The sequence below is a fragment of the Streptomyces mashuensis genome (assembly GCF_014654785.1).
GTDB lineage: Bacteria > Actinomycetota > Actinomycetes > Streptomycetales > Streptomycetaceae > Streptomyces > Streptomyces mashuensis.
Map to the genome: position 1 here is coordinate 151876 of NZ_BNBD01000010.1, position 24860 is coordinate 176735.

The 24860-nt window shown below is 74.6% G+C and carries 29 protein-coding genes; 13 read left to right on the top strand and 16 right to left on the bottom strand.

What is annotated here, in order from left to right:
- Positions 1-26 precede the first annotated feature (26 nt).
- From IE305_RS22870 to IE305_RS22900, 7 genes are read right to left on the bottom strand one after another with little or no spacing between them, the layout of a single operon-like run.
- Positions 27-581, bottom strand: coding sequence for a type 1 glutamine amidotransferase domain-containing protein (locus IE305_RS22870; RefSeq protein ID WP_190131661.1), 555 nt, complete (start codon positions 579-581; stop codon positions 27-29).
- A 51-nt stretch (positions 582-632) separates the two neighbouring features.
- Positions 633-1247, bottom strand: a complete 615-nt coding sequence (locus IE305_RS22875) for a diguanylate cyclase (RefSeq protein WP_190131566.1) — start codon at positions 1245-1247, stop codon at positions 633-635.
- A gap of 56 nt (positions 1248-1303) precedes the next feature.
- Entirely contained in the window at positions 1304-2410 is a 1107-nt protein-coding gene (locus IE305_RS22880; protein ID WP_190131567.1) for an enolase C-terminal domain-like protein, read from the bottom strand.
- Entirely contained in the window at positions 2407-4068 is a 1662-nt protein-coding gene (locus IE305_RS22885; protein ID WP_229891381.1) for a GMC family oxidoreductase, read from the bottom strand. The genes IE305_RS22880 and IE305_RS22885 overlap by 4 nt, the downstream gene beginning before the upstream one ends.
- Positions 4065-4661 (bottom strand): gluconate 2-dehydrogenase subunit 3 family protein, encoded by a 597-nt coding sequence (locus tag IE305_RS22890; protein ID WP_190131568.1) that lies wholly within the window; start codon positions 4659-4661, stop codon positions 4065-4067. Before IE305_RS22890 ends, IE305_RS22885 begins: the two co-directional genes overlap by 4 nt.
- 28 nt (positions 4662-4689) lie before the next feature.
- Positions 4690-5148, bottom strand: coding sequence for a hypothetical protein (locus IE305_RS22895; protein ID WP_190131663.1), 459 nt, complete (start codon positions 5146-5148; stop codon positions 4690-4692).
- Positions 5148-6980 carry a thiamine pyrophosphate-requiring protein gene (locus tag IE305_RS22900; protein WP_190131569.1) on the bottom strand — a complete coding sequence of 611 codons (1833 nt, stop codon included), beginning with the start codon at positions 6978-6980 and terminating at the stop codon, positions 5148-5150. The genes IE305_RS22895 and IE305_RS22900 overlap by 1 nt, the downstream gene beginning before the upstream one ends.
- Positions 6981-7192: 212 nt before the next feature.
- Here IE305_RS22900 and IE305_RS22905 point away from each other — a divergent pair, with 212 nt between their 5' ends.
- The 6 genes from IE305_RS22905 to IE305_RS22930 are packed head-to-tail and all read left to right on the top strand — an operon-like array spanning position 7193 to position 10947.
- Entirely contained in the window at positions 7193-7381 is a 189-nt protein-coding gene (locus IE305_RS22905; RefSeq protein WP_229891383.1) for a hypothetical protein, read from the top strand.
- Positions 7378-7821: an MrpF/PhaF family protein gene (locus IE305_RS22910; protein WP_190131570.1), complete on the top strand. Its 444-nt coding sequence runs from the start codon at positions 7378-7380 to the stop codon at positions 7819-7821. The genes IE305_RS22905 and IE305_RS22910 overlap by 4 nt, the downstream gene beginning before the upstream one ends.
- On the top strand, positions 7814-8068 hold the full coding sequence (locus IE305_RS22915; RefSeq protein ID WP_190131571.1) for a hydrogenase subunit MbhD domain-containing protein: 255 nt from the start codon (positions 7814-7816) through the stop codon (positions 8066-8068). The genes IE305_RS22910 and IE305_RS22915 overlap by 8 nt, the downstream gene beginning before the upstream one ends.
- Positions 8065-8808, top strand: coding sequence for an MnhB domain-containing protein (locus IE305_RS22920; protein ID WP_190131572.1), 744 nt, complete (start codon positions 8065-8067; stop codon positions 8806-8808). The genes IE305_RS22915 and IE305_RS22920 overlap by 4 nt, the downstream gene beginning before the upstream one ends.
- Entirely contained in the window at positions 8805-9161 is a 357-nt protein-coding gene (locus IE305_RS22925; protein ID WP_268255947.1) for a sodium:proton antiporter, read from the top strand. Before IE305_RS22920 ends, IE305_RS22925 begins: the two co-directional genes overlap by 4 nt.
- Before the next feature lie 4 nt (positions 9162-9165).
- Positions 9166-10947 carry a complex I subunit 5 family protein gene (locus tag IE305_RS22930; RefSeq protein WP_190131573.1) on the top strand — a complete coding sequence of 594 codons (1782 nt, stop codon included), beginning with the start codon at positions 9166-9168 and terminating at the stop codon, positions 10945-10947.
- 81 nt (positions 10948-11028) lie between these two features.
- Here the strand turns inward: IE305_RS22930 and IE305_RS22935 are convergent, their stop codons facing one another.
- Positions 11029-11430: a hypothetical protein gene (locus IE305_RS22935; RefSeq protein ID WP_190131574.1), complete on the bottom strand. Its 402-nt coding sequence runs from the start codon at positions 11428-11430 to the stop codon at positions 11029-11031.
- A 176-nt stretch (positions 11431-11606) separates the two neighbouring features.
- Between IE305_RS22935 and IE305_RS22940 the strand changes: the two genes are divergently transcribed.
- On the top strand, positions 11607-12317 hold the full coding sequence (locus IE305_RS22940; RefSeq protein ID WP_373311721.1) for a L,D-transpeptidase family protein: 711 nt from the start codon (positions 11607-11609) through the stop codon (positions 12315-12317).
- Here IE305_RS22940 and IE305_RS22945 read toward each other — a convergent pair.
- A complete protein-coding gene (locus IE305_RS22945) occupies positions 12293-13351 on the bottom strand; it encodes a zinc-dependent alcohol dehydrogenase family protein (protein ID WP_190131575.1) in 1059 nt (352 codons plus the stop codon). The genes IE305_RS22940 and IE305_RS22945 overlap by 25 nt on opposite strands.
- Positions 13352-13490: 139 nt before the next feature.
- On the opposite strand from IE305_RS22945, the gene IE305_RS22950 reads away from it, so the two are divergent.
- Both IE305_RS22950 and IE305_RS22955 read left to right on the top strand, forming a co-directional pair.
- Complete coding sequence (locus tag IE305_RS22950; RefSeq protein ID WP_190131667.1) at positions 13491-14363, top strand: universal stress protein; 873 nt, start codon at positions 13491-13493, stop codon at positions 14361-14363.
- Positions 14364-14446: 83 nt separating this feature from the next.
- Positions 14447-15832: an erythromycin esterase family protein gene (locus IE305_RS22955; protein ID WP_190131576.1), complete on the top strand. Its 1386-nt coding sequence runs from the start codon at positions 14447-14449 to the stop codon at positions 15830-15832.
- 4 nt (positions 15833-15836) lie between these two features.
- On the opposite strand, the gene IE305_RS22960 is transcribed toward IE305_RS22955, so the two are convergent.
- The 5 genes from IE305_RS22960 to IE305_RS22980 all read right to left on the bottom strand — a co-directional run bounded on the left by IE305_RS22960 (position 15837) and on the right by IE305_RS22980 (position 18665).
- Positions 15837-16460 (bottom strand): 50S ribosomal protein L25/general stress protein Ctc, encoded by a 624-nt coding sequence (locus IE305_RS22960; protein WP_190131577.1) that lies wholly within the window; start codon positions 16458-16460, stop codon positions 15837-15839.
- 150 nt (positions 16461-16610) lie between these two features.
- Positions 16611-16985 carry a hypothetical protein gene (locus tag IE305_RS22965; RefSeq protein ID WP_190131578.1) on the bottom strand — a complete coding sequence of 125 codons (375 nt, stop codon included), beginning with the start codon at positions 16983-16985 and terminating at the stop codon, positions 16611-16613.
- Between the two features lie 41 nt (positions 16986-17026).
- Positions 17027-17419, bottom strand: coding sequence for a roadblock/LC7 domain-containing protein (locus tag IE305_RS22970; RefSeq protein WP_190131579.1), 393 nt, complete (start codon positions 17417-17419; stop codon positions 17027-17029).
- 38 nt (positions 17420-17457) lie between these two features.
- Positions 17458-18276 (bottom strand): transcriptional regulator, encoded by an 819-nt coding sequence (locus IE305_RS22975; RefSeq protein ID WP_308440272.1) that lies wholly within the window; start codon positions 18274-18276, stop codon positions 17458-17460.
- On the bottom strand, positions 18273-18665 hold the full coding sequence (locus tag IE305_RS22980; protein WP_190131580.1) for a hypothetical protein: 393 nt from the start codon (positions 18663-18665) through the stop codon (positions 18273-18275). The genes IE305_RS22975 and IE305_RS22980 overlap by 4 nt, the downstream gene beginning before the upstream one ends.
- Positions 18666-18960: 295 nt before the next feature.
- Here IE305_RS22980 and IE305_RS22985 point away from each other — a divergent pair, with 295 nt between their 5' ends.
- Positions 18961-20181, top strand: coding sequence for a DUF418 domain-containing protein (locus IE305_RS22985; protein ID WP_373311723.1), 1221 nt, complete (start codon positions 18961-18963; stop codon positions 20179-20181).
- A gap of 107 nt (positions 20182-20288) precedes the next feature.
- Here IE305_RS22985 and IE305_RS22990 read toward each other — a convergent pair whose 3' ends face one another.
- Both IE305_RS22990 and tdh read right to left on the bottom strand, forming a co-directional pair.
- On the bottom strand, positions 20289-21485 hold the full coding sequence (locus tag IE305_RS22990; protein WP_190131581.1) for a glycine C-acetyltransferase: 1197 nt from the start codon (positions 21483-21485) through the stop codon (positions 20289-20291).
- 68 nt (positions 21486-21553) lie between these two features.
- On the bottom strand, positions 21554-22594 hold the full coding sequence (gene tdh / locus IE305_RS22995) for an L-threonine 3-dehydrogenase (protein WP_190131582.1): 1041 nt from the start codon (positions 22592-22594) through the stop codon (positions 21554-21556).
- A 94-nt stretch (positions 22595-22688) separates the two neighbouring features.
- On the opposite strand from tdh, the gene IE305_RS23000 reads away from it, so the two are divergent.
- The 3 genes from IE305_RS23000 to IE305_RS23010 all read left to right on the top strand — a co-directional run bounded on the left by IE305_RS23000 (position 22689) and on the right by IE305_RS23010 (position 24849).
- Positions 22689-23603 (top strand): LysR family transcriptional regulator, encoded by a 915-nt coding sequence (locus tag IE305_RS23000; RefSeq protein WP_190131583.1) that lies wholly within the window; start codon positions 22689-22691, stop codon positions 23601-23603.
- A gap of 136 nt (positions 23604-23739) precedes the next feature.
- Positions 23740-24066 (top strand): putative quinol monooxygenase, encoded by a 327-nt coding sequence (locus tag IE305_RS23005; RefSeq protein ID WP_190131584.1) that lies wholly within the window; start codon positions 23740-23742, stop codon positions 24064-24066.
- 54 nt (positions 24067-24120) lie between these two features.
- Positions 24121-24849: a L,D-transpeptidase gene (locus IE305_RS23010; protein WP_190131585.1), complete on the top strand. Its 729-nt coding sequence runs from the start codon at positions 24121-24123 to the stop codon at positions 24847-24849.
- Positions 24850-24860 lie beyond the last annotated feature (11 nt).

Consider the following 24860-nt stretch of genomic DNA (forward strand, 5'->3'; position numbering starts at 1 on the left):
GGCCTGCCGGCCGGCGGAACAGCCGGTCAGCTCCCGTCGCCGGCGGCCGCCCGGCCGAACTCCTCGGTGAACGCCGCGCAGAAGGCCTTCAGGTCGTCCGGCTTGCGGCTCGTCACCAGGGTGTTGGGGCCGGCCGTGCACACCTTGACCTGCTCGTCCACCCAGTGCCCGCCCGCGTTCTGCACGTCGGTGCGCAGGCTGGGCCAGGACGTCAGGGTGCGGCCGCGCACCACGTCGGCCTCCACCAGCGTCCACGGCGCGTGACAGATCGCGGCCACCGGCCGGCCCGCCACGAAGAAGTCCCGGACGAAGCCCACGGCCCGCTCGTCCATGCGCAGGAAGTCGGGGTTGGCCACGCCGCCCGGCAGCACCAGCGCGTCGTACTCCTCGGCGCGCACGTCGGCGACCACCGCGTCCACGGGGAACGTGTCGCCCTTGTCCAGGTGGTGGAACGCCTGGACGTGGCCCGGCCGGGTGGACACCAGGTGCGGCGTGCCGCAGGCGTCCTTCACCGCCTGCCAGGGTTCGGTGAGTTCGACCTGCTCGACGCCCTCCGGCGCCACGAGGAACGCGACCTTCAGCGGGGGAGTCTTCGGGGAGTTCTTCGGGGAAGTCACAGCTGAAACCTTTCTTCAGAGGGGTTCGGAGGGGGCGGAATCAGGGGCCGCACCACGGCCGCGCCGGCGGCCCCACGACACGCGGACGCACCGCAGCAGCTCCTCCGCGTAGGGCAGCGCCACGAAGGCCGCCACCCCCACGGCGATGCCCGCCAGGTACGAGCGCGGCAGCGGGTGCCGCCGCGGCACCAGCCGCCAGGCCGTGCGGTCGCCCCGGCCACCGCGCAGCAGCGACCGCACCTGCTTCGGGTGCAGGCACATCAGCGACGCCAGGGCGGCGAACGGCAGCGTCTCCAGGAAGCTGTGGATGTGCTGCTCGACCGGCTTGACCTCGCGGCCGCTGCGCACCGCCGTCCGCACGTCCCACAGCGCCGTCGCCTCGTGCGCGGCCGTCGAGCCCAGCTGCACGGCCAGCAGCAGCGGATTGACCTCGCACACCAGCGTCAGGGCGATGGGGACGCCCACCTCCGTCATCATCAGGCAGTGGATGAGCGACTCCCGCGTGCCCGCGGTCTCCTCGATCCGGGTGCGCCGGTGCATCGCCCAGTCGGCGAGGCCCGGCACGAACCAGCCCGGCAGCACCCCGTACATCAGGTACCGGGTGGTGGCGTCCTGCACGTCCACGCTCATGTCGTCGAAAGCTCCTCGTCTCGTCACACGGCTCGTACGGCGGCTCGTCACACGACTCACACGACGCGGTACGCCGCCGCCTCCTCCGTCCGGAACGCCATGCCGTGCCCCGGCGCCCCGTCGGCGCCCGGCCGCACGCTGCCGCCCGTGGGGTCCAGGCCGCCGGTGAACCACGTCCTCTCGATGCGCACGTGGTCGTGGAACCACTCCAGGTGCCGCAGATTGGGCACGCACGCGGCGGCGTGCGCGTGCGCGTGCGGCGCGCAGTGCCCGGACACCTCCAGACCGTGCGCCTGCGCCACCGCCGCCGCCCGCAGCCACCCCGTCAGCCCGCCGCAGCGCGTGGCGTCCGCCTGGAGGCAGTCCACCGCCGGCGCCATGCGGGCGAAGTACGCCAGGTCGTAGCCGTACTCGCCCGCCGCCACGTCGCACGCGCTCAGGTCCCGCACCAGCGCCAGCCCCTGGAGGTCGTCCGAGGAGACCGGCTCCTCGAACCAGCCCACGCCCAGCTCCGCCAGCGCCTGCGCCACGCGCACCGCCTGCTTGCGGGTGTAGGCGCCGTTGGCGTCCACGTACAGCTCGGCGTCCGGGCCCACCGTCTTCCGGGCGTGCCGCACGCGTTCCAGGTCGCGCGGCACCGATCGGCCCCACGACTCGCCGATCTTGATCTTGACGCGGGGGATGCCGTGCCCGTGCACCCACCCGTTGAGCTGCGCCGTCATATGCGTGTCGTGGTACGTGGTGAAGCCGCCCGAGCCGTACACCGGCACCTCGTCGGTCACCGCGCCGATCAGCCGCACCAGCGGCAGCTCCAGCAGCCGGGCCTTGAGGTCCCACAGCGCGAGGTCCACCGCCGACAGCGCGCACGCCACCAGGCCCTGCCGGCCCGCGTTGCGCACCGCGCGCACCATCGCCTCGTGCGCGCCGGCGATGTCCAGGGCGGGGCGCCCGGTGACCTGGTCGCGCAGCAGGCCGGTGACGACGTGGGCGGCGTCGGCCGGCGCGTACGTCCAGCCCAGCCCCGCCCGGCCGGCGGCGCGGGCCTCGGCCAGCACCAGCGTCGTCGCGTCCCAGGCCAGCGTGCCGTCGGCCTCGGGCGCGTCGGTGGGAAAGGTGTAGGCCCGCGCATCGAGGGCCTCGACGGTGCCGTCGGCGCTGCTCATCGCGGCTCCTTCCCGGCCAGCCGGCACGCGGCCCGGTCGGCCAGCGCCATGATGGTGAGCGCCGGGTTGGCGCTGCCCTGGGTCGGCAGCACACTGCCGTCCGTGATGAACAGGTTGGGGACGGCGAAGGACCGCAGGTCCGCGTCGACCACGCCCTCCTCGGCCGTACGGCCCATGCGGCAGCCGCCGACCAGGTGCGCGTACCGCTCCACCGTCATCAGCTCGGTCGCCCCGGCGGCGCGCAGGATCTCCTCCATCACCTTCCGCGACGCCTCCATCAGCTGTCCGTCGTTGGCGCACTGGCTGTGGTCGAAGCGCGCCACGGGCAGCCCGTGCCGGTCGGTCTCCTCCGCGAGCGTCACCCGGTTCTCCGCCTGCGGCAGGAACTCGCACAGGGCACCGAGGGTGGCCCAGTGGGTGTAGTCGGTCATCCGCTTGCGCAGGTCCGGGCCCCAGTGGCCCTGTTCGGCCACGTGCTCCGCCCACATGATGGGCAGCGGGGAGACGGTCTGCACCGAGAAGCCCCGCACGTACGGCTTCGCGGGGTCGGTCTCGTAGAACTCCTCGGTGCTCACCTCCGGGGGCGGCGCCTTGTACATGCGGATCTCCTCCGCGAACCGGCCGGCGGTCTGCGGGGCGCCCTGCACCATCACGTACCGGCCCACCAGGTCGTGGTCGTTGCACAGCCCGTCGGGGAAGCGGCGGCTCGTGGAGTTGAGCAGCAGCCGGGGCGTCTCGATGGAGTAGCCCGCCACCGCCACCGCCGCGGCCCGCTGCACGTACTCCCGGCCCCCGCGCACATACCGCACGCCGGTGACGCGGCGGCCCTCGCGGTCCGTCTCGATCCGGGTGACCATCGCGTCGGCCCGGATCTCGGCGCCGTGCGCGATCGCGTCCGGCACGTGCGTGATCAGCGGCGACGCCTTGGCGTCCACCTTGCAGCCCTGGAGACAGAACCCCCGGTAGATGCAGTGCGGGCGGTTGCCGAAACGGCCGTTGGCGATGGCCACCGGGCCCACCCGCGCCTCGATGCCCAGCTTCGCGCAGCCGTCCAGCATCACCTCGCCGTTGCCGCTCACCGGGTGCGGCGGGTGCGGGTACGGGTGCGGGTCGCCCCACGGCCAGTACTGGCCGGCCACCGGCAGCTCCCGCTCCAGCCGCTGGTAGTACGGCCGCAGCTGCGCGTAGGACAGGGGCCAGTCGGCCGCCACGCCGTCCCCCGAGCGCACGCGGAAGTCGGACGGGTGCAGGCGCGGCGCGAAGCCCGCGAAGTGCACCATCGAACCGCCCACCCCGCGGCCCGAGTTGTTCGACCCCATGGGCACCGGGTGCGAGCCGCCCACGACGCGCGGCTCGTTCCAGTACAGGTGGTGCGAGCCCCACTCGTCGCTGACCCAGTCCTTCTGCGGGTCCCAGAACGGGCCGGCCTCCAGGCACACCACCTTCCACCCGGCGTGCGCCAGCCGCTGCGTGAAGGTGGCGCCGCCGGCACCGCAGCCCACCACCACCATGTCGACCTCGTCGGAGTCGGCGAAGCGCCGCATGTCCCGCTTGAGCTCGGTCACGTGCGGCAGCCACGCCGAGGCGTTGCGGCGGCGTACGTCGCCCTGCGGGCGGGCCGACTCCCACAGGGTCCGCGCCGCGGCCCGCCCGCTCACCTCGGCTCCTCCCACGGCTCGCGCAGCCCCCGCCCCAGCCGCAGGTAGCCGCGCGGGTAGGCGGGCCCGCCGAAACCGATCTCGTCCCAGGCGTGCGGATGGGCGTAGTACGCCTCGCAGGCGTAGCGGGTCCACAGCTTCCACACGTGCCCGGCCGGCATGCCGTACCAGTCACCGGACCCCAGCTGGAGCACGTGCCGCAGCAGCCGGTCCCGTTCGCCGTACCCCGACTCGGGGAAGCCCCGCCCGTCGTGCCGCAGCCGCGCGTCCTCGTCCAGGCCGGCCAGCGACCGCCGCCACGCCTCGGCGTCCTGCGGCAGGTCCGCGAAGTGCCAGCCGTCGTACTCGCCGGTGGCCAGCCGGTCGTCGATGACGGTGAGCACGGGCACCGGCGGGTCGTCGGGGGAGCGGGCCAGGACGTGGTCCAGCAGCGCCTCGGCCACGGCCTCCTCGCGCGGGGTGAAGAAGCGCAGCGCGGGTTCGTGCCGCGGCCCCAGCCGGGCCAGCACCACACCGGCCGTCACCGGGTCCCAGGTGCCCGCCCGGCCCACCGCGCCTGCGCCCTTCCCGGGCCACGCCCTCATCCGCCCCATGACCCCACCGTCCCCGTCACCGGTTCCCTCACCGCTCCCGCCGCAGCACGCTGGCCAGCAGGCCCATGCCGCCGACCATGCTCATCAGCAGCGGCGCGAACAGCGGCGGCCCCAGCTCGACGTTGTAGCGCGCCATGCGCCAGCCGCCCGGCTTCTGCGCGATGCCGCGCACGTGCAGGTACGTGCCCTGGAGCCCGTTGGCCACGATGGCCGCCGACGCCAGCGGCAGCCACGTCCGGGCCGACCGCTCGCTGCGCCACCCCGCCACGCCGGCTGCCGTGCCGACCGGGCCGAGCAGCACCGGCCACCACATCACCCGGTTGCCGAACCCGGCCCGGTCGTGCTCCAGGAAGATCTCGGCGGCCGTCACCGCCGACCCGGCGGCCGTCAGCAGCGACAGCGACCGCTGGAGCCGGCCGTACCGGACGTCGTACGCCGCGCGGGCCGCCGCCCGGCGCCCGCGCCGCCCCCGCGCCCGCGCCCGCATCACCGCCCGTGCCTCCCCGCCGCGTCGCCGCCGGACCCCGGCTTCCTGCCGCGGCCCGGCAGGAACTCCTGGATCTTGGCCTTGATGCCCTGCCGCACCATGGCGGCCCGGTCGGTGTCGCCCTTGACGATGGACGCGGCGGTCGCCTCGATCTGGCTCCAGTCGGCGTGCGGCGGGATCGGCGGCACGGCCGGGTCGGTGACGAACTCCACCACCGCCGGGCCCTTCGCCGCCAGCGCCTCCCGCCACGCGTCCGCGACCTCGTCCGGCTTCTCCACCCGCACCCCGTGCAGGCCCAGCGACCGGGCGAAGCCCGCGTAGTCCACGTCCGGCAGCTGCTGCGAGGGCAGGAACTGCGGCGAGCCGCTCATCGCCCGCATCTCCCACGTCACCTGGTTCAGGTCGTGGTTGTTCCACACGCCCACCACCAGCCGCGGGTCCTCCCACTGGTGCCGGTACTTGGCGATCGTGATGAGCTCGGCCAGCCCGTTCATCTGCATGGCCCCGTCGCCCACCAGCGCCACCACCGGCCGCTCGGGGTGGGCGAACTTCGCCCCGATCGCGTACGGCACGCCGCAGCCCATCGTGGCCAGCGTGCCCGACAGCGAGCCGCGCATCGTGCCGCGCATGGCGATGTGCCGGGCGTACCAGTTGGCCACCGACCCCGAGTCGGAGGTGAGGATGGCGTTGTCGGGCAGCAGCGGGGACAGGGCGTGCGCCACGTGCTCGGGGTTGACGGGGTCCGCCGACACCGCCGCGCGGCGCGCCATGACCTCCTTCCACCGCTCCACGTTGGAGACCACCTGGCTCTGCCAGCCCCGCTTGTCCTTCCGCTTCAGCATCGGCATCAGCCGCAGCAGCGTGGCCCGCGCATCACCGATGAGGTTGACCTCGTAGGGGTAGCGCAGGCCCGCGAAGTGCGGGTCGATCTCGATCTGCACGGCCCGGGCCTGCCCGAACTCCGGCAGGAACTGCGAGTACGGGAAGTTCGAGCCGATCGTCAGCAGGGTGTCGCAGTCGCGCATCAGCTCGTACGACGGGCGGGTGCCCAGCAGCCCGATCGCGCCCGTGACGTACGGCAGCTCGTCGCTGAGCACGTCCACGCCCAGCAGCGCCTTGGCCACCCCGGCGCCCAGCACCTCGGCGACCTGCTCGACCTCCTGCCGCGCCCCGCGGGCGCCCTGGCCCACCAGCAGCGCGACCTTCTGTCCCGCGTTGAGGATCTCCGCGGCGCGCTCCAGGGAGTCCTCCGAGGGCACCGCCTGCCAGCCGCTGCGGTCGATGCTGGACGGCACCATCTTGAACGCGTGCGGCGGCGGCGACCAGTCGAGCTCCTGCACGTCGGCGTGGACGATGACGGCGGTGGGGGCCCGCCGCGCGTACGCGGTGCGCACCGCCCGGTCCAGCACGTTCGGCAGCTGCTCCGGCACGGTCACCGTCTCCACGAACGCCGAGGCGACGTCCTTGAAGAGGGTGTGCAGGTCCACTTCCTGCTGGTACGAGCCGCCCATCGCCGACCGCGCCGTCTGGCCCACGATCGCCAGCACCGGCACGTGGTCCAGCTTCGCGTCGTACAGGCCGTTGAGCAGGTGGATCGCGCCGGGCCCGGAGGTCGCCGCGCACACCCCCAGCCGGCCGCTGAACTTGGCGTAGCCCACGGCCTCGAACGCCGCCATCTCCTCGTGCCGGGCCTGGATGAACCGGGGCTGGTCACCGGCCCGCTCCCAGGCGGCCAGCAGCCCGTTGATGCCGTCACCCGGATAGCCGAAGACCCGCTCCACGCCCCATTCGCGCAGCCGCGCCAGGAGGTGGTCGGAAACCTTCTCACTCATGCCGTCTTCTCACCTGTCGCTCGGAGGGTCCGCCCGGTCTGCCGTGCTCAGACACGACGGGTAACCCCCCGCCCCCGCGCTGAAACCTCCCCTTTCGTCCCCGGCTCCGCCCCGCCCGCCGGCCGACACGCGCCCTCCGCCTCTTCCTCCGCCCGGCGGACATCACCGATACTCGGGGCGTTCCGGGCTCTCACGGGCGACTGGAGGCGAAGGTGCACGAGGTGCTGCGCGGCACGGCGGCCACGGCCGCGGAGGTCCTCGCGTGGTGGGCCGGGCTCACCCTGCTGTGGACGGTGTTCATCTCCACCCCCGAACCCCTCGACCTGACCGTGGGCGCCGCCTGCGCGGTGCCCGCCGCCTGCGCCGCCCATGGCGCCCGCCGGGCAGTGGCCGGCCGGTGAACGGCTGGCTGGTGGCCGCCGCCGTCCTCACCGCCGGCGGCCTCGGCCCCTGCCTGTGGGCCGGCTCCCGCGGCACGGCCGGGCGGCGCGTGGCCGCCCAGAACATGGCCACCCTCCTCCTCTGCCTGGACTTCCTGCTGCTCGCCCAGGGCTACGGCCGCCCCTCCTACGTCGACCTGGCGCTGGTGACCTGCGTGCTCGGCCCGGCCGGCACCCTCGTCTTCGTCCGCCTGCTCGCCGAGGAGCTCCACGACGAACCCGAGGGGGGCCCGCCCGGCGCCCGGCTGCTCACCCCGGTGACCCTCGTCGCCACCCCGGCGACCGTCCTGCCGCTGTGCGTGGCCACCGGGCCCGGCCGGGCCATGGCCAAGCTGCTCGTCATCGGCGTGCTGCTGGGCCTCGGCGCCACCGTCACCACCCGGGCGCTGCGCCATGGCTGACACGGCCCTCGTCACCCTCACCCTGCTGTTCGTCGCGGCCGCCGCCGGCGCCGCCGTCCTCACCCGCGACCCCGCCCGCCAGGCCGTCGTCCTCTCCCTCCTCGGCCTCGGCCTCGCCCTGCTCTTCACCGTGCTCCAGGCCCCCGACGTCGGCCTGTCCCAGCTCGGCGTCGGCGCCGCCGTGACCCCGCTGATGATCCTGCTGACGGTGCGCAAGGTCCGGCGCCGGCGGAAGCGGGACGGATGACCGGCCGGGTGCGCCGCTGGGCGCTGGCCGCCGGGCTGGCCGGCACCGCCGCCCTGATGGTGGCCGCCGGCACCGGCCTGCCGCGCTTCGGCGGCGACCAGCACCCCTACGGCGCCCGCGCCGTCGCCGCCTCCCTCCGGCAGCAGACCGCCAACACCATCTCGTCCGTCAACTTCGACCAGCGCGCCCTGGACACCCTGGGCGAGGAGAGCATCCTCTTCGGCTCCGTCCTCGGCACCGTCGTCCTGCTCCGGCAGACCCGCGACGAGCACCGCGTCCGCCCCCGCCCCGAGCGCGTCCCCGCCGCCCTGCGCCGCTACGGCGCCGGCCTGCTCCCCGTCACCCTCCTCATCGGCCTCTACATCGTCGCCCACGGCCAGCTCAGCCCCGGCGGGGGCTTCCAGGGCGGCGTGGTCATCGCCACCGCCCTGCACCTCCTCTACGTCGGCGCCGACTACCGCGCGCTCGAACGCATCCGCCCCCTCGGCCTGTTCGAGCTCGTCGACGGCAGCGGCGAGGCCGCCTACGTCCTCCTCGGCGGGGCCGGCCTGCTCGCCGGCTCCGCCTACCTCGCCAACGTCCTGCCGCACGGCACCTTCAACACCATGGCCTCCGGCGGCACCGTCCCCCTGCTCAACGCCGCCGTGGGCCTGGAGGTCGCCTCCGCCGTCGTCGTGCTGCTCGCCCACTTCCTCGACCAGGCCATCGAGATCACCGACAACCGGAAGGCCCACCGGTGACGGGCCCGCTCGCCGCCCTGCCGTACGCCACCGCCGCCTGGCTCTTCCTCGCCGGCGTCTACGGCATGGCCACCAGCCGCAACCTCGTGCACGCCGTCGGCTGCCTGTCCGTCACCCAGTCCTCCACCTACGTCCTGCTGCTGGCCGTCGGCTACCGCCGCGGCGCCACCGCCCCCGTCTTCTCCGACGTCCCCACCTCCGTCCCCGTCGTCGACCCCGTCGTCCAGGCCCTCGCCCTGACCGACATCGTCGTCGGCGCCACGGTCACCGCCCTGCTCCTCGCCCTGGTCGTCCAGGTCGACAAGGGGCACGGCACCGTCGACCCCGACGAACTCTCCGAACTGAAGGGCTGACGGCGTGGTACGGCTGCTCCCGCTGATCGTGGCCGTGCCGCTGCTGGGCGCCGCCCTGCTGGTGGCCCTGGGCCGGCACGTGCGCCGGGCCGTCGCCGAGACCGCGGGCTGCGCCTGCGCCGCCGGCTCGGCCGCGCTCGCCGTGGGCGCCCTCGTCCTCACCCACGGCACCGCCGTGACCTGGGCCGGCGACTGGCGGCCGCACCACGGCGCCGGCGTCGGCATCGTGCTGGTCGGCGACCGCGTCGGCCTGGGCCTGGCCGCGCTGACCTCCCTGCTGGTCGTCGCCGTCCTCGCCTACTCCTGGCGCTACTTCGAGGAGCCGCCGCGCGGCCACGCCGGAGCGTTCCCCGCCCTCGTCCTGCTCTTCCAGGCCGGCATGTGCGGCTTCGCGCTCACCGGCGACCTCTTCGACGCGTTCGTCTTCTTCGAGCTGATGGGCGCCGTCGGCTACGCCCTCACCGGCTACCGCGTCGAGGAACCCCGCCCGGTGCAGGGCGCGCTCACCTTCGGCTTCCTCAACTCCCTCGGCGGCTACGCCTCCCTGCTGGGCATCGGCCTGCTGTACGCGCGCACCGGCGAACTCGGCATGGCCCAGACCGGCCGCCGGCTCGACGCCGCCGGCGGCCCCGACGCCCTGGTCACCGGCGCCTTCGTGCTCCTGGTCACCGGGCTGCTGGTCAAGGCCGCCGCCGTGCCCTTCCACTTCTGGCTGCCCGACGCGCACACGGTCGCGCCCACGCCGGTGTCCATGCTGCTGTCCGGCGTCATGGTCGAGCTGGGCGTCTACGGCGTCGCCCGCGTCCACACCACCGTCTTCGCCGGCCCCGGCGGCATCCCCGCCGCCCACTTCCGCCGCACCCTCCTCGTCCTGGGCGTGGCGAGCGCGCTGACCGGGGCCGTGATGTGCTGGCAGCAACGGCACCTCAAACGGCTGCTCGCCTTCTCCACCGTCGCCCACACCGGCCTCTTCCTCACCGGCCTCGCCCTGATGAGCGACGGCGCCACGGCCGGGGTCTGCCTGTACGTGCTGGGCCACGCCGGCACCAAGGCGGCGCTGTTCGCCGTCACCGGCATCCTGCTCGACCGGTACGGCAGCGTCGACGAACACCAGCTGCACGGCAGGGGACGGGGCGCGTGGCGCCTCGGGCTGCTGTTCGCCCTCGGCGGGCTGGCCCTGGCCGGGCTGCCCCCGTTCGGCACGGCCCTGGGCAAGGCCCTGGTGGAGGAGCAGGCGGACTGGCTGCCGCTGCTGTTCGTGCCCGTCTCGGCGGTCACCGGCGGCGCGGTGCTGCGGGTGGCGGCAGGCGTCTTCCTCGGCGCCGGTCCCGTACCGGAGGAGCGCCCCGGCCGGCAGGAGACGGCGGGCGACGAGGAGAAGCCCGAGACCGGCGGCCTCCTGCGGTGGCTGCCCGCACCGATGATCACCGTCGCCGTGCTGCTGCTGGCCGGCGCGCTCGCGGTGGGCACGATCCCGGGCCTGGCCGAAGGAACGGCCACGGCCGCGGCGGCCTTCGGCGACCACGCCGGCTACCTGGCGGCCGTGCTGGACGCCCACCACAGCACCCCGGCGGCCGAGGGGGAGTGGTGGACGGGACCGGGCGTGGCCCTCGGCCTGCTCTCGGCGGCCCTCGCCGTGGCCCTGGCCGTGCCGGCGGTGCGCCGCCTGCTGCCGTCCGGCGGCTGGACGGGCCCCCTGCGCCGCCTGCACTCCGGCCACGTCGGCGACTACGTCGCCTGGACGGTGGCCGGCATCGGCCTGCTGTCGGCCCTCACCTGGTGGTGAGACCTGGTCACCGGAGCCGCCGGACCTGGTGACGGGACCTGATGACGGGAGACGGCCGGGCCGGGGCCCGGCCGGGTGGAGCTACTTCTTCCGGCGCTTGCGCGGCGCGGGCACGACCGGGGCCTCGGTCTCCCGGGCAGCGGCGAAGAAGGGCGCCATGACCTTCTCGTACTGCTCCAGGGACTCCTTGCCCAGGTCCACCTCCAGCCACTTGGGCACCTGGACCTCCTTCAGCTCGGTGCGGGGCGAACCATCCTCGTCCACCTCGCCCGTCAGCTCCTCGATCTCCTCCGTCACTGTGACCGCGAACTTCACCGTGGTCAGACCCTCGGTCACCTCGGGGTCGAGGTCATCGAAGTCGATGCGCTGGACGTAGATCGGCGCCGTGATCGTCTGACCGCCGACCTCGATCGTCTTGACGCCCTCCTCCACGCCCGGCTCACCCTTGCGGGATGCGTCCACCTCAATGAACTTGGTGCCCATGTACGGCGCCCTTCCTCGTTGTCGAAACCGCTGAATCCTAGTGGCCACGCCAGGACTGACGCCAATTCAGCAACACGGGTAGCCGCAGGTCCCACGGCTTTCGGACGGCTCGGTGACGGTGTGTCCGGCCGTCACCGGAGCGCAACCGGACGGCCCCCTCGTTGGTCATATCGTTCATGACAAGTTCACGGACGATCGGGCGCCGCACCGGCGCCGTGCTCGGCGCCGCCGCCCTGGCCGTGCCGCTCACCGTGGCGCTGGGCGCGGGCACCGCGCAGGCGGCCACGGCGGCGTGCACCGCCGGCACCGGCCCCCAGCAGAAGAACGTCGAACGCTTCCTCGGCAGAACGGCCGACGGCAAGCAGTCGCCCGCCGACTGCCGGGCCATCCGCGACTTCCAGCTCACCCACGGCATCACCCCCGCCGCCGGCTACGCCGGCTCGGTGACGTGGGGCGTGATGGAACTGATGACCCGCCAGCGCGAGGCCGGCAGCAACCCCAACGCCTCCGGCGCGTGCCCCGTCAACAAGGGCCGCATAGCCTGCGTCGACCTCACCCGGCAGCTGAGCTGGATCCAGGACGGCAAGAGCCTGAAGCTCGGGCCCGTGCCCATACGCTCGGGCCGCGACGGCTACGAGACCCGCACCGGCCTCAAGAAGATCTACTGGCGCAGCATCGACCACTGGTCGACGCTCTACAAGGTCCGCATGCCCTACAGCCAGTTCTTCGACGGCGGGCAGGCGTTCCACTCCATCGACGGCAGCGTCTGGTCGCCGCCCGGCTCCCACGGCTGCGTCAACATGCGCCGCGGCGACGCCAAGGCGTACTGGTCGATGCTGAAGAACGGCGACAACGTCTACGTCTACGGCCGCAAGCCCGGCACCTGACCGGACCCCGGGCCGGCCAGCAGCACCGCCACGCCCGTCACCCGCCCGGCGGCCAGGTCCGCCAGGGCGGCGTCCGCCGCCTCGAAGGGGTAGCGCCGCACATGCACCACGGGCGGGTGCCGGGCCACCTCCGCCAGGTACGCCCGGCCGTCGGCCCGGGTGTTGGCCGTGACACTGCGCAGCGTCCGCTCCCGGAACAGGTGGCGGTCGTAGTCCAGCGGCGGGACGTCCGTCAGGTGGATGCCCGCCACCGCCAGCGTGCCGCCCCGGTCCAGCGCCGCCAGGGCCACCGGCACCAGGTCGCCCGCCGGGGCGAACAGGATCGCCGCGTCCAGCGGCTCCGGCGGGCCCTCCGCGGCGTCCCGCGCCGACGCCGCGCCCAGCTCGAGCGCCAGCCGCCGGGCCGCCGCCGACCGCGTCAGCACGTGCACCGTCGCGCCCCGCGCCAGCGCCAGCTGCGCCGTGAGGTGCGCGGAGGCCCCGTAGCCGTAGACGCCGAGCCGGCCGCCCGGCGGCAGCTCCGCGCGCTCCAGCGCCCGGTAGCCGATCAGCCCCGCGCACAGCAGCGGCGCCAGCTCCTCGTCCGGCGGCCCCTCCGGCAGCCGGTAGGCGTACCGGGCGTCGGCCACCACGTGCCGCGCGTAGCCGCCGTCCACGTCCCAGCCGGTCCAGCGCGCGGCCGGGCACAGGTTCTCGCGCCCGGCCCGGCAGTACCGGCACGTGCCGCAGGTCCACGCCAGCCACGCGACGCCCGCCCGGTCGCCCGGGGCGAACCCCCGCACCGCCGCGCCCACCGCCAGCACCCGGCCGACGATCTCGTGGCCCGGCACCCGGCCGGGCGCCCGCGGCGGCAGGTCGCCCTCCGCCAGGTGCAGGTCCGTACGGCACACCCCGCAGGCCCCCACCTCCAGCAGCAGGCCGTCCGGCCCCGGCGGCCCCACCGCCCGCCGCACCCGGCGCAGCGGCCCCCGCGCGGCCGGCGCGGGACGCTCCACCGCCCACGCCTCGGTGACCACGGACTGCTCCACCGCCATCGCGTCCACCTCCGCCCGTACCCCGGCCGTCCGGGCCCCGCCTCCACCCTGCGCCGCCGGCCGGTGCCCGGCAACGCCCGCGCGGGGGCCGACACTGGAAGGGAAGGACCCGCACCGGAGGCGGTGACAGACCGTGACCATGGATCCCCCGGCGGCGCCGCTCACCGCCGGACTCGACGGCTCGCCCGCGAGCCTGGCCGCCGCGCACTGGGCCGCGGCCGAGGCCCGGCGCCGCGGCCTGGGCCTGCGCCTGCTGCACGCCTGGGTCCTCCACGTGCCCGCGCCGGCCGGCACACCGCCCGAGAAGGACCGCGACCACTGGGCCCGTCGCATCCTGGACGCCGCCCGCACCGAGGTCCTCGACCGCTTCCCCGGCCTGGAGGTCACCGGGGACCTGGTGGCGGAGGAACCCGCGGACGCCCTGCTCGCCGCCGCCGGCCGGTCCACGGCCCTGGTCCTCGGCTCCCGCGGCCTCGACCGGCTGCAGAGCTTCTTCCTCGGCGACACCGGCCTGCACGTCGCCGGCCGGGGCGAGTGCCCCGTGGTGCTCGTACGGAGCGACACCCCGAGCGACGATCGCACGGGCGGGGGCTGCGTCGTGGCCGGCATCAGCCTCGACCGCCCCTGCCCCGGACTCCTCGACTTCGCCTTCGCCACGGCCGCCGCACGCGGCGTGCCGCTGCGCCTCGTGCACGGCAGCCCCCTGCCCGTCCAGGCGTACGCGCCCTGGGGCGTCGACCCCGACATCGCCCGGGAGATCGCCGACGACGCCGACCGCGAACTGACCGAGCTGCTGCGCCGCCGGCGGCAGCTCCACCCCGGGGTCGACGTCGCCCACGTCGTCCGCCCGGAGAGCCCGGCCAAGGCCGTGGTGCACGCCGCCGAGGACGCCGCCCTGGTGGTCGTCGGGCGCCGGCGGCACCGGCCCGCCCTCGTACCACGGCTCGGCGCGGTGGCACAGGCGTGCATCCACCACGCGCCCTGCCCCGTGGCCGTCGTGCCCCACGACTGACGCCGGCCGGGGGGTTTGCCCCACCCCCAGGACTCCACCAGAACGGATGGTCACGCTCCGGTCGGTACCGCGAGGCTGAGGGCATGGCAGACACCCGGCGCCCCCACCGACCCCGCACCCGCCGCACCGTCCTCTCCCTCGTCCTCCTGCTGTGCACCGGAGCGCTCGCCGCCGTCGCCCCGCACCCCGGCACCGGCGACGACCCCGTCACCGCCCTCGCCGGCGCCGCCCACCCCCTGCGCACCGCCGACCCCGCGGGCGACCTCGACGACCTGCGGCCGCTGGGCGCGATGGTGGGCGACGCCACCGTCGTCGGCGTCGGCGAGGCCACCCACAGCTCCCACGAGTTCTTCACCGGCAAGCACCGCCTGCTGCGCCACCTCGTGGAGGAGAAGGGCTTCTCCACCTTCGCCCTGGAGGTCCCCTGGACCACCGGCCTGCGCCTCGACGCCTACGTGACGCGGGGCGAGGGCGACCCGGAGCAGATCATGGCCGAGGAGTTCCAGCGCGACTACGCCTTCTGGAACACCCAGGAGTACCTGGACCTCGTCCAGTGGATGCGCAACTGGAACACCCACCACACCCGCGCCCTGCGCTTCATGGGCGACGACATCGGCAACGCCGGCCCCCAGTCCTTCGACGGCGTGACCGGCTACCTGCGCGCCCACCACCCCGGCCTGCTGCCCCGCGTCACCGCTCTCTACCGCGGGCTGCGCCCCGCCCCCGGCACCGGCGCCGCGGACCGGATGACCGCCCTCCTGCACCGGCCGCCCGCCGAGCGCCGCGAACTCGCCGCGCGGGCCCGCGAGGCGCTCGGCCTCCTGCAGGCCCTGCCCGAGGACGGCGACCGCGACGCCCGCGCCTGGGCGGTGCAGCACGCCCGGACGATCTCCCAGACGGCCGACGAGTACGCCTTCGACCTGGAGGACGAGACCGGCGTCACCCGCGCCATGCGCCACCGCGACGAGCAGATGGCCGTCAACGTCGCCTGGTGGCAGCGGACCACCGGCTCCAAGATCCTGCTCTCCGCGCACAACGGGCACGTCTCGTACAGCAGCACCGACCCGCGCTACCCGCGCGTGCAGGGCGCCTTCCTGCGCGACCTGCTCGGCCGCTCGTACGTCAGCGTCCGCCAGACCTTCGGCGCCGGCTCGTTCAACGCCACGACCGACGCGGCCGGCACCAAGGTGGAGGCCCGCACGGTCGGGCCGGCGGAACCCGGCACCAACGAGCGCACCCTGGACCGGGCCGGCGAGCGCGCCGGTGCCCCGGACTACGTCGTGGACCTGCGCACCGTACCGGAGCCGGCCCGCTCCTGGGCCGGGACGGCGCGGCCGAGCCGGGAGTTCGGCACCGCCTACCCCGACCCGCCGCGCAAGGTCGCCCTCGCGGACGCCACCGACATCCTCGTCCACCGGCACCGCGTCACGGCGGCCCGGCTGTTCCCGGCCGGGAAGGCGGTGCGCTGAGCCGTCAGCCCTCGGCCGCGGGGGCGGGTGCCGCAGCGGGGGCCTCCTCGGCCTCCTCCTCCGCCTCCTCCTCGGCGGGGGCCTCGGTCTGGGCCGCCACGACCTGGATCACCCCCGTGTCCGGCTCGACAGCCAGCGAACAGCCGCGCGGCAGCGGGATGTCCGAGGCGTGGATGGCGTGCCCGGCCTCCAGGCCCTCGATCGAGACGGTCAGGGACTCGGGGATGTGCGTGGCCTCCGCCTCCACCGGCAGGGCGTTGAGCAGGTGCTCCAGGAGGTTGCCGCCCGGGGCGAGCTCGCCCTCGGTGACCACCGGCACCTCGACCGTGACCTTCTCGCCCTTCTTCACGGCCAGCAGGTCCACGTGGACGAGGAACCCCTTGAGCGGGTCGCGCTGCACCGCCTTGGGGATGACCAGCTCGCCCTTGCCGCCCTGGACGTCCAGGTGGATCAGGACGTTCGGCGTCTTGAGGGCCATCATCAGCGCGTGGCCGTCCAGCTCCACGTGCTTGGGGTCCGCGCCGTGGCCGTAGATGACGCCCGGCACCCGGTTCGCGCGGCGGGTGCGCCGCGCGGCGCCCTTGCCGAACTCGGTACGCGGCGTCGCGATCAGCTTCACCTCGGCCATGACGTCACTCCTCACACACAGGGGGACACACAAGGGGGTGCGCGGGCTCACCGACGGGGGCCCCGCACAAGGGAACGGTCCGGACGCGGTTGTGACTCCGCGAGTGTAACGAGCCGGGAGAGCAAAGGCGCTCCTTTTGCGCCATTCGGCTCAGACCTCCAGCTCCTTCTCGATGCGCTTGAGCTGGTGGCGGGCCATGGCCAGGTTGGCGCGCTGGGCGTCCAGCGCCAGGTAGAGGAACAGGCCGTTGCCGCCGCGCCCCGTGAGGAGCCGGATGAGGTGGTACTGCGAGCCGAGGGTGATGAGGATGTCCTCGATGGAGTCCTGGATGCCGAGCATCTCCATCGTGCGGAGCTTGGCCCGGACGACGTCGGTGTTGCCGGCCGCCGCGACGGTGAGGTCGAAGGACGGGGAGCCGCCCAGCGTGCCCAGGGCCATGCCGCTGCCGTAGTCGACGAGCGCCACGCCCAGGGCCCCGTCGATCGAGCTCATCGCGTCCTTGAGGGCCGCTTCGGTGTTCGCCATGACGATTCCTTTGGTCAGGTGGTCGGACGGGGTTTCGGGGGTCAGGACAGGCGGGTGCGATTGAGGGCCTCGCCGGCGAGCGCTGCGATGCGTGCTCCCGAGCGGCGGGCCTCCAGGTTGAGGCGGCCCACGTTGGCGTCGGCCGCGGCGAGCAGGGTCAGGACGCAGGAGGGCCCGGCGGCGTACGTGGCCACGTAGCCGTGGTCCCCGCGCACCACGAGCTCGCGGAAGCCGCCGTGGCCCACCGCGTCGGTCAGCCGGGCGCCCACGCCCAGGGCGGCGGCCGTGAGCGCCGCCACCCCGTCCGGCTCCATCCCGGTGACGAGGTGGGCGACGACCAGCCCGTCCGTGCTCGCCACCAGCGCGCCCGTCAGGTGGGGGACACGGGCCCGGAGGCCCTCGAGTTCGGCGAGCACCTCGGGTGCGGGGGTCATCGGCTGTCTCCTTCCGGTGAGCTGTCGGAGGGCGCGCCTCACAGAGCCTCCAATGCGTCACGGATCCGGTAGAGCAGGGTGATGTCCGGAGCCGCGGCGGTCCCGGGGCGTGGTGGGGCGGGGGCGGCCGGGGCGCCCCGCTCCGGGGTCCGTACCAGGCCCGCCGCCGCCAGCCGCCGGACGTCGAGGAGGGTGGTGAAGGCGGACCGGCCGAGGGTGCAGGCGATCTGGAGGGGCGTGCGCTGCCCGTCGGCGGCGGCCAGCACCGCGCCCCGCCCACGGGCTGCCGTCTCCCGGGCGGCGCGGCCGGCCACGGGGACCACCGGCGAGGTGTCCACCTCCGGCCGCGGCCAGGCGCGTTCCAGCAGCCGGGCGCGGCGCGCGGTCTCGCGCCGCAGCAGCGGCACCGGGACCGGCCGGACGGGGCCGAACCAGTGCCGGGCCTCCCGCAGGAAGCGCTGGGGCCCCCGCTGGGTGCGGTCGAGCGGGCACAGCACGAAATAGGCGGCGTCGAACAGGGCGCTCAGGTGGCACAGTTCGAGCTCGCCGGCGGTGAGCCGGCCGTGCTCGACCAGGAAGCGGCCCGCGCCGTGGCCGGGGCCGCCGCGCGCCACCGCCTCCTCCCAGCACTCGGCCGGGAGCCGGCCGCCCACGGTCAGCCGGCAGCCGACGTCGGGGACGGCGTGGCTCTCGGCGTGCACGACGACGCCGTCGGCCAGGTAGAGGGCGCCGCCCCGGCCGTGCAGGGCGCCGGTGGCCCGCTCGGCGGCCAGCCGGTCGAGGGTGTCGAGGGCGGGGTCGCCGGGCGGGGCGGCCGCGGCGGGTAAGGCGGCGGGTATGCCGCCGTCGGCGCTCACGCCGGCACCAGCCGGGCGGTGACGTCCCGCAGCCGGAACAGCGCCATGGCCAGGTTGGCCTCGGTGCGGTCCAGCCAGAGGTGGACGAAGACGCTGGAGTCGAAGGACGTCTCCACGAAGCGGATGAGGTGGTAGCTGTCCCGCGCCGTCACGACCAGCTCCTCCACCGGGGCGCCGGCCGGTGCGGGTGCGGCGGGGGCCGCCGGCGCGAAGTTCTCGAAGGCGGTCCGGGCCAGCTCGGCCGCCTCCGCGGCCGCGCCCTCCGGGTCGCCGTCCGGCCACGTGCCCACCGCCCCCAGGGCGAGCCCGCTGGTCCAGTCCACCAGGCTCGCTCCCCGTGCCCCCGGGACGGTCATGGCGTCGGCCAGACACCCGTCGATACCGGTCACACGATCCTCTCCACACTCGTACGGGTGGTGATCACCTGCGGCGTGTCGCCTGCGACGGAAGGTAATCGATTCTGCACGGCGGCGGTGACGGTTTTGGCATTTTCCCTCGGCACATCCGGACCGGGTGCTGTCCGGAAACCGCCTTGCGCCCACCCCCTGACGCCGACCGGTACATCGAAGGTTGCAGCGCCGATTCACCTTCCGCGACGAGGCCGGGGACCGCCGCGGACGGCGACGATGAAACCCCCTCAGCTGCGCGGATCCCTGCTCGTACGCCCTCGTCCCGGGAGGACCCTTGTCCGGCACCCTGCCCACCGCCCCCGTCCCGGCCGCCGCGCCACCGTCCGGCGCGGCCCGGCCCGGCGGCCGGCAGCCGCTCCTCGACCTGCTGCGGGGCGTCGCCGTCCTGGGCACGCTGATGACCAACGTGTGGATCTTCAGCGGCCCCGGTGCCGAGTGGGGCGCTCTCTCCGAGGGCACCGGGGCAGCCGCCCGCCGCCTGCTGTCCGCGCCCTCGCCCGCGACGGCCGCCGAAGCCCTCTTCCGGTTCCTGGCCGACGGCAAGTTCCTCGCCCTGCTGACCATGCTGTTCGGCGTGGGCCTGGCCATCCAGCACGCCTCCGCCACCACCCGCGGCCGGCCCTGGCCGGGCCGCTACCGGTGGCGGGCGCTGTTCCTGTTCGCCGAGGGCACGGTGCACTTCGTGCTCGTCTTCGCCTGGGACGTCCTCATGGGCTACGCCGTCACCGCCCTGGTGGTCGCCTGGCTGCTCACCCGCTCCGCACGCTGCCGCACCGCGGTGATGTGGACGGCGGGCGCGCTGCACGTGGCGTTCATGACCCTGCTCACCGTGGCCATGGCCACCGCCGGGCGGGGCGGCGAGGGCACCGCCGGCGGCACCGATCCGCACGTCGTCGAGCTGTACGCCCACGGCGACTACCCCGCGCAGATCGCCTTCCGCCTGGAGCACGCCGCCGTCCTGCGCCTGGAGCCGGTGCTCTCCTTCGGCCTGCTGGTCTTCCTCTTCCTGCTGGGCGTACGGCTGTACCGGGCCGGGGCCTTCGCGCCCGGCGCCACCGGACGGCGGCTGCGCGCCCGCATGCTCGGCTGGGGCCTGGGCCTCGGACTTCCGCTCAACGCCGCGGTGGCCGTGGCCGGCGACGACTTCATCCTGTTGGGCCGGTACGGCGCCGCCCCGCTCGTGGCCGTCGGCTACATCGGCCTCATCGGCGCGATCGCCGGCCGCGTCCGCGCCCCCGGGCCCCTCACGCGCGGCCTGACCTCGGTGGGCCGTACCGCCCTGTCCTGCTACGTCCTGCAGAACGTGCTGTGCGTCCTGGCCTGTTACGGCATCGGCCTGGGCCTGGCCGAGCGCCTGGGCGGCACCGGCCCGTGGTGGGTGATCGGCCTGTGGGCGGCGGTCTGCCTGGTCCTCACGGCGGGCGCGACGCTGTGGCTGCGCCGTTTCCGCCACGGCCCCCTGGAGTCGGTGCAGAAACGGCTGCTGCGCGCTTGACGTCCCCTGCCCGGCGCCGTGTCACGGACGCACTCAGGCCCGGCCGTTCATGGCGACATTTCGCCGTCCCGGCCGGGCCCGTGGTTGACAGTGTCGAGCGGTGATGCTCAGGACGCGTCGAGTGCGTCGCGGACCTCGCGGAACGCCTGGACCGTACGCAGCACGTCCTCGCGGCTGTGCGCGGCGGAGAGCTGCACCCGGATGCGGGCCTTGCCCTTCGGCACCACCGGGTAGGAGAAGGCGATCACGTAGATGCCCTTCTCCAGCAGCTCGGCGGCCATGCGGCCGGCCAGCGCGGCGTCGCCGACCATCACCGGGGTGATGGGGTGCTCGCCGGGCAGCACCTCGAAGCCGGCCGCGGCCATCTCGGCGCGGAACAGCTTGGTGTTCTCCCGCAGCCGCGCCCGCCGGTCGCCGGACTCCGCCAGCAGGTCGAGCACGCGCAGCGAGGCGCCCACGATGGACGGCGCGAGGGAGTTGGAGAACAGGTACGGCCGGGAGCGCTGGCGCAGCAGCTCCACGATCTCGGCGCGGGCGGCCACGTAGCCGCCGCTGGCGCCGCCCAGCGCCTTGCCGAGGGTGCCCGTGACGATGTCGACCCGGTCGGTCACGCCGAACAGCTCGGGCGTGCCGCGGCCCTCCTCGCCGACGAAGCCCACGGCGTGCGAGTCGTCGACCATGACCAGGGCGCCGTAGCGCTCGGCCAGGTCGCAGATCTCGTCGAGCGGCGCGATGTAGCCGTCCATGGAGAACACGCCGTCGGTGACGATCAGCTTGTGCCGGCTGCCCTCGGCCTCCTTCAGGCAGCGCTCCAGGTCGGCCATGTCGCGGTTGCGGTAGCGGAACCGGGCCGCCTTCGACAGGCGGATGCCGTCGATGATGCTGGCGTGGTTGAGCTCGTCGGAGATCACCGCGTCCTCGGCGGACAGCAGGGTCTCGAAGACACCGCCGTTGGCGTCGAAGCACGAGCTGTAGAGGATCGTGTCCTCGGTGCCCAGGAACTCCGAGATCCGCCGCTCCAGCTCCTTGTGCGGGGCCTGGGTGCCGCAGATGAAGCGGACCGAGGCCATGCCGAAGCCCCAGTCGTCGAGCGCCTGCTTGGCGGCCGCGATCACCTCGGGGTGGTCGGCCAGGTCGAGGTAGTTGTTCGCGCAGAAGTTCAGGACCTGCCCGCCCTCCCCGCCGTCGCCGACCCGGATCGCGGCGGACTGGGGGCTGGTGATCACGCGCTCGGACTTGTACAGCCCGGCGTCGCGGATCTCCTGCAACTCGGTGCGCAGGTGCTCGCGCATGCTGTCGAACACGGAAGGACTCCTCGTCTCGGTGGTGCTGCGGCGTGGGACGCCGGCCGGGAAGGCGGTCGGGTGGCCGGTCAGGAGAGCGCCGGCCGGGTCCAGTCGATCACGACCTTGCCGCACTGCCCGGAGCGGGCGGTGGCGAAGGCCTCGGCGTGCTGCCCGAAGCCGAAGCGGTGCGTGATGACCGGCGAGATGTCCAGGCCGCTGCGGAGCAGGACGGACATGGCGTACCAGGTCTCGAACATCTCGCGGCCGTAGATGCCGCGCAGCGTCAGCATGCGGGTGACCAGGGTGGCCATGTCGATGCTCACCTCGCCCGCGGGCAGGCCGAGCGCGGCGATCCGGCCGCCGGGCGACATGGTGGCGATCATGTCCTGGAGGGCGTCGGCGCGGCCGGACATCTCCATGCCGACGTCGAAGCCCTCGGTCATGCCCAGACGCGGCATGACGTCGGCGATCCGCTCGCGGCTCACGTCGAGGGCGACGGTGGCGCCCATCTTGCGCGCCAGCTCCAGCCGGTACGCGCTGACGTCGGTGATCACCGTGGACCGGGCGCCGGCGTGGGCGGCCACCGCGGCGGCCATCATGCCGATCGGGCCGGCGCCGGTGATCAGCACGTCCTCGCCCAGGACGGGGAAGGCCAGCGCCGTGTGGACCGCGTTGCCGAACGGGTCGAATATGGCCGCGACGTCGATGTCGATCTCGTGGCGGTGCACCCACACGTTGGACTCGGGCAGCACCACGTACTCGGCGAAGGCACCGTCGATGTGGATGCCCAGGCCTACGGTGCGGATGCACAGGTGCCGGCGGCCGGCCATGCAGTTGCGGCAGGTGCCGCAGACCAGGTGGCCCTCGCCGCTGACGATGTCGCCCTCGCGCACCGCCGACACGCCGGGACCGGTGGCCACGACCTCGCCCGCGAACTCGTGCCCGAGCACGCGCGGGGCCCGCACCTCGCGGGCGGCCCACTCGTCCCAGCTCTCGATGTGCAGATCGGTCCCGCAGATGCCGGTGCGCAGAACCTTGATCAGCACCTGCCCCGGGCCGGCCTCGGGGGTCGGCACCTCGGTCAGTTCGAGCCCCGGTCCGGCGTGGGTCTTCACCAATGCCTTCATGAGTGCACACTTTGCTGTTCCGGAGCTGTGAAGTCCATCAACATTATCCGGGAAGGGTTGTGAAGCAGCGCTTCACAGGCCGCATAGTGGACGGGTGATCGACCCCCGCCGCCTGCGCGTGCTGCGCGCCCTCGCCGACCACGGCACCGTCACCGCCGCCGCCCACGCCCTCTACCTGTCGCCCTCCGCCGTTTCCCAGCAGCTGACCGCGCTGGAGGCCGAGACCGGGCACGCCCTCGTCGAGCGGCGCGGCCGCACCGTACGGCTCACCGCCGCCGGCGCGGTCCTGGCGCAGCACGCCGCCGAGATCGCCGCCCAGCTGGAGCGGGCCGAGGCCGACCTGGCCCGCTGCTCCACCGGCCTGGCCGGCGAGGTCGCCGTCGCCGCGTTCGCCACCTCCATCACCGAGGTCGTCGCCCCCGCCCTGGCGGCCCTGCACCGGCGCGCCCCCCAGGTGCGGGTCCGGGTCAAGGACGCCGAGGGCCACACCGCCGCCCGGCTGCTCACCGACGGGGAGGTCGACATCGCCGTCGCCGTCGAACACCGCGACTCGCTCAGCGGCGCCGGCGCCCGCCTCCTGCTCGCCCCTCTCTACGAGGAGCCCTTCGACGCCGTCCTGCCGCCCGGGCACCGGCTGGCCGGCGCGCCCGAGGTCCGCCTGACGGACCTGCGCGACGACCCGTGGATCACCCCGTGGCCCGGCAACCCGGTGCACGAGGCCGTGCTGCGGGCCTGCGAGGAGGCCGCGTTCCTGCCGCGCGTGGAGTGCCTGTCCGACGACTACTCCGCGGTGTGCGCGCTGGTCGCGGTCGGCGCCGGCGTCGCCCTGGTGCCCCGGTCGGCCCTGCACGGCATCCGCCCGGCCCTCACCCCCACCGTCCGCCCGCTGCGCGGGCCCGGCCCGGTCCGGCGGGTGTTCACCGCGGTGCGCCGGGGCAGCGAGGGCCACCCGCTGCTGCGGCTGGCCCTCACCGAGCTGCGCGCCCAGGCCGCCGCCCTGACCGCGTGACCGCCCGGCCGCCCGGTTTCCGGCAGGGCCGGAAACCGGGCCGTCCGCGTTCGCCGGACGCCGGCCCGCGCGCGACGATGAGGACGCGTTCCCCGACCGGAACCGACCATCCGGACCTCATCCGACTGGAGCATCCATGATCTTCATCGTCGTCAAGTTCACCCTCAAGCCGGAGTGCAGCGAGGGCTGGCTCGACAGCGTCCGGGAGTTCACCGAGGCCACCCGCGCGGAGCCGGGCAACGTCATGTTCGAGTGGTCCCGCAGCGTGGACAACCCGCACCAGTACGTCCTGGTCGAGGGCTTCGCCTCGCCCGAGGCCGGCGAGGAGCACGTGAACTCCGAGCACTTCCGGACCGCCATGGCGTGGATGCCCGACCACATCGCCGAGACCCCGCAGATCATCAACGTGGAGATCCCCGGCCAGGGCTGGTCGGAGATGGCGGAGCTCACGCCGCGCGGCTGAGCCGTTCGGCCGCCCGCGGATGCCGGGCCCGGGCCCGGCGTGTAGGTGTCGACCATGAGCACACCGCACGCCGGGCGCCGGGCCCGCCGCGGCACCCTGCCGGCCGGGCTGCTGCTGGCCGCCGCCACCGTCTGGGCGGGCACCGCCGCCGGCGCCGCCGGGCCGGCCGCACCGGCGCCCCCGTGCACGGCGGGCACCGGCCCGTACCAGTGGCAGCTGGAGGCCTACCTGAAGCTGCCCCAGGACGGCCGGCAGTCCGTCGCCGACTGCCGGGCCATCGCCGCCTTCCAGCGCCGCGAACACGTCACCCCCGCCAACGGCTACGCCGGCCTCGCCACCTACCGCGCCGTCCTCGTGGCCCAGGCCCGCCGCAACCCCAACGCCTCCGGCGCCTGCCCCCTCCGCAGCCGCAGGGTGGCGTGCGTCGACCTCACCCGCCAGCTGCTGTGGGTGAACAAGGCGAAGACGCAGAAGGGCCGGACGGTGCTCTACGGGCCCGTCCCCGTGCGCACCGGACGCGCCGGCCAGACCACGCGCACCGGCACCCACACGATCTACTGGAAACACAAGAACCACGTCTCCACGATCTACGCCAACGCGCCCATGCCCTACGCCCAGTTCTTCAACGGCGGCCAGGCCCTCCACGGCCACCGCGGCAGCCTCTACGGCGGGGGCGGCTCGGGCGGCTGCGTCAACCTCACCGTCGCCGACGCCCAGCGCCTGTGGGACCTCCTCGTCGTCGGCGACTTCGTCCACGTCTGGGGCCGCAAGCCCGGCACCTGACCCCTCCGCCG

Coding starts and splice junctions, on each gene's coding strand:
- IE305_RS22940 (WP_373311721.1), top strand. CDS start 11,607: ATGACAAGTTCACGGACGATCGGGCGCCGCACCGGCGCCGTGCTCGGC.
- IE305_RS22895 (WP_190131663.1), bottom strand. CDS start 5,148: ATGCGGGCGCGGGCGCGGGGGCGGCGCGGGCGCCGGGCGGCGGCCCGC.
- IE305_RS22915 (WP_190131571.1), top strand. CDS start 7,814: ATGGCTGACACGGCCCTCGTCACCCTCACCCTGCTGTTCGTCGCGGCC.
- IE305_RS22880 (WP_190131567.1), bottom strand. CDS start 2,410: ATGAGCAGCGCCGACGGCACCGTCGAGGCCCTCGATGCGCGGGCCTAC.
- IE305_RS23005 (WP_190131584.1), top strand. CDS start 23,740: ATGATCTTCATCGTCGTCAAGTTCACCCTCAAGCCGGAGTGCAGCGAG.
- IE305_RS22970 (WP_190131579.1), bottom strand. CDS start 17,419: ATGACCCCCGCACCCGAGGTGCTCGCCGAACTCGAGGGCCTCCGGGCC.
- IE305_RS22950 (WP_190131667.1), top strand. CDS start 13,491: ATGGATCCCCCGGCGGCGCCGCTCACCGCCGGACTCGACGGCTCGCCC.
- tdh (WP_190131582.1), bottom strand. CDS start 22,594: ATGAAGGCATTGGTGAAGACCCACGCCGGACCGGGGCTCGAACTGACC.
- IE305_RS22945 (WP_190131575.1), bottom strand. CDS start 13,351: ATGGCGGTGGAGCAGTCCGTGGTCACCGAGGCGTGGGCGGTGGAGCGT.
- IE305_RS22920 (WP_190131572.1), top strand. CDS start 8,065: ATGACCGGCCGGGTGCGCCGCTGGGCGCTGGCCGCCGGGCTGGCCGGC.
- IE305_RS23010 (WP_190131585.1), top strand. CDS start 24,121: ATGAGCACACCGCACGCCGGGCGCCGGGCCCGCCGCGGCACCCTGCCG.
- IE305_RS22965 (WP_190131578.1), bottom strand. CDS start 16,985: ATGGCGAACACCGAAGCGGCCCTCAAGGACGCGATGAGCTCGATCGAC.
- IE305_RS22935 (WP_190131574.1), bottom strand. CDS start 11,430: ATGGGCACCAAGTTCATTGAGGTGGACGCATCCCGCAAGGGTGAGCCG.
- IE305_RS22960 (WP_190131577.1), bottom strand. CDS start 16,460: ATGGCCGAGGTGAAGCTGATCGCGACGCCGCGTACCGAGTTCGGCAAG.
- IE305_RS22900 (WP_190131569.1), bottom strand. CDS start 6,980: ATGAGTGAGAAGGTTTCCGACCACCTCCTGGCGCGGCTGCGCGAATGG.
- IE305_RS22875 (WP_190131566.1), bottom strand. CDS start 1,247: ATGAGCGTGGACGTGCAGGACGCCACCACCCGGTACCTGATGTACGGG.
- IE305_RS22955 (WP_190131576.1), top strand. CDS start 14,447: ATGGCAGACACCCGGCGCCCCCACCGACCCCGCACCCGCCGCACCGTC.
- IE305_RS22890 (WP_190131568.1), bottom strand. CDS start 4,661: ATGGGGCGGATGAGGGCGTGGCCCGGGAAGGGCGCAGGCGCGGTGGGC.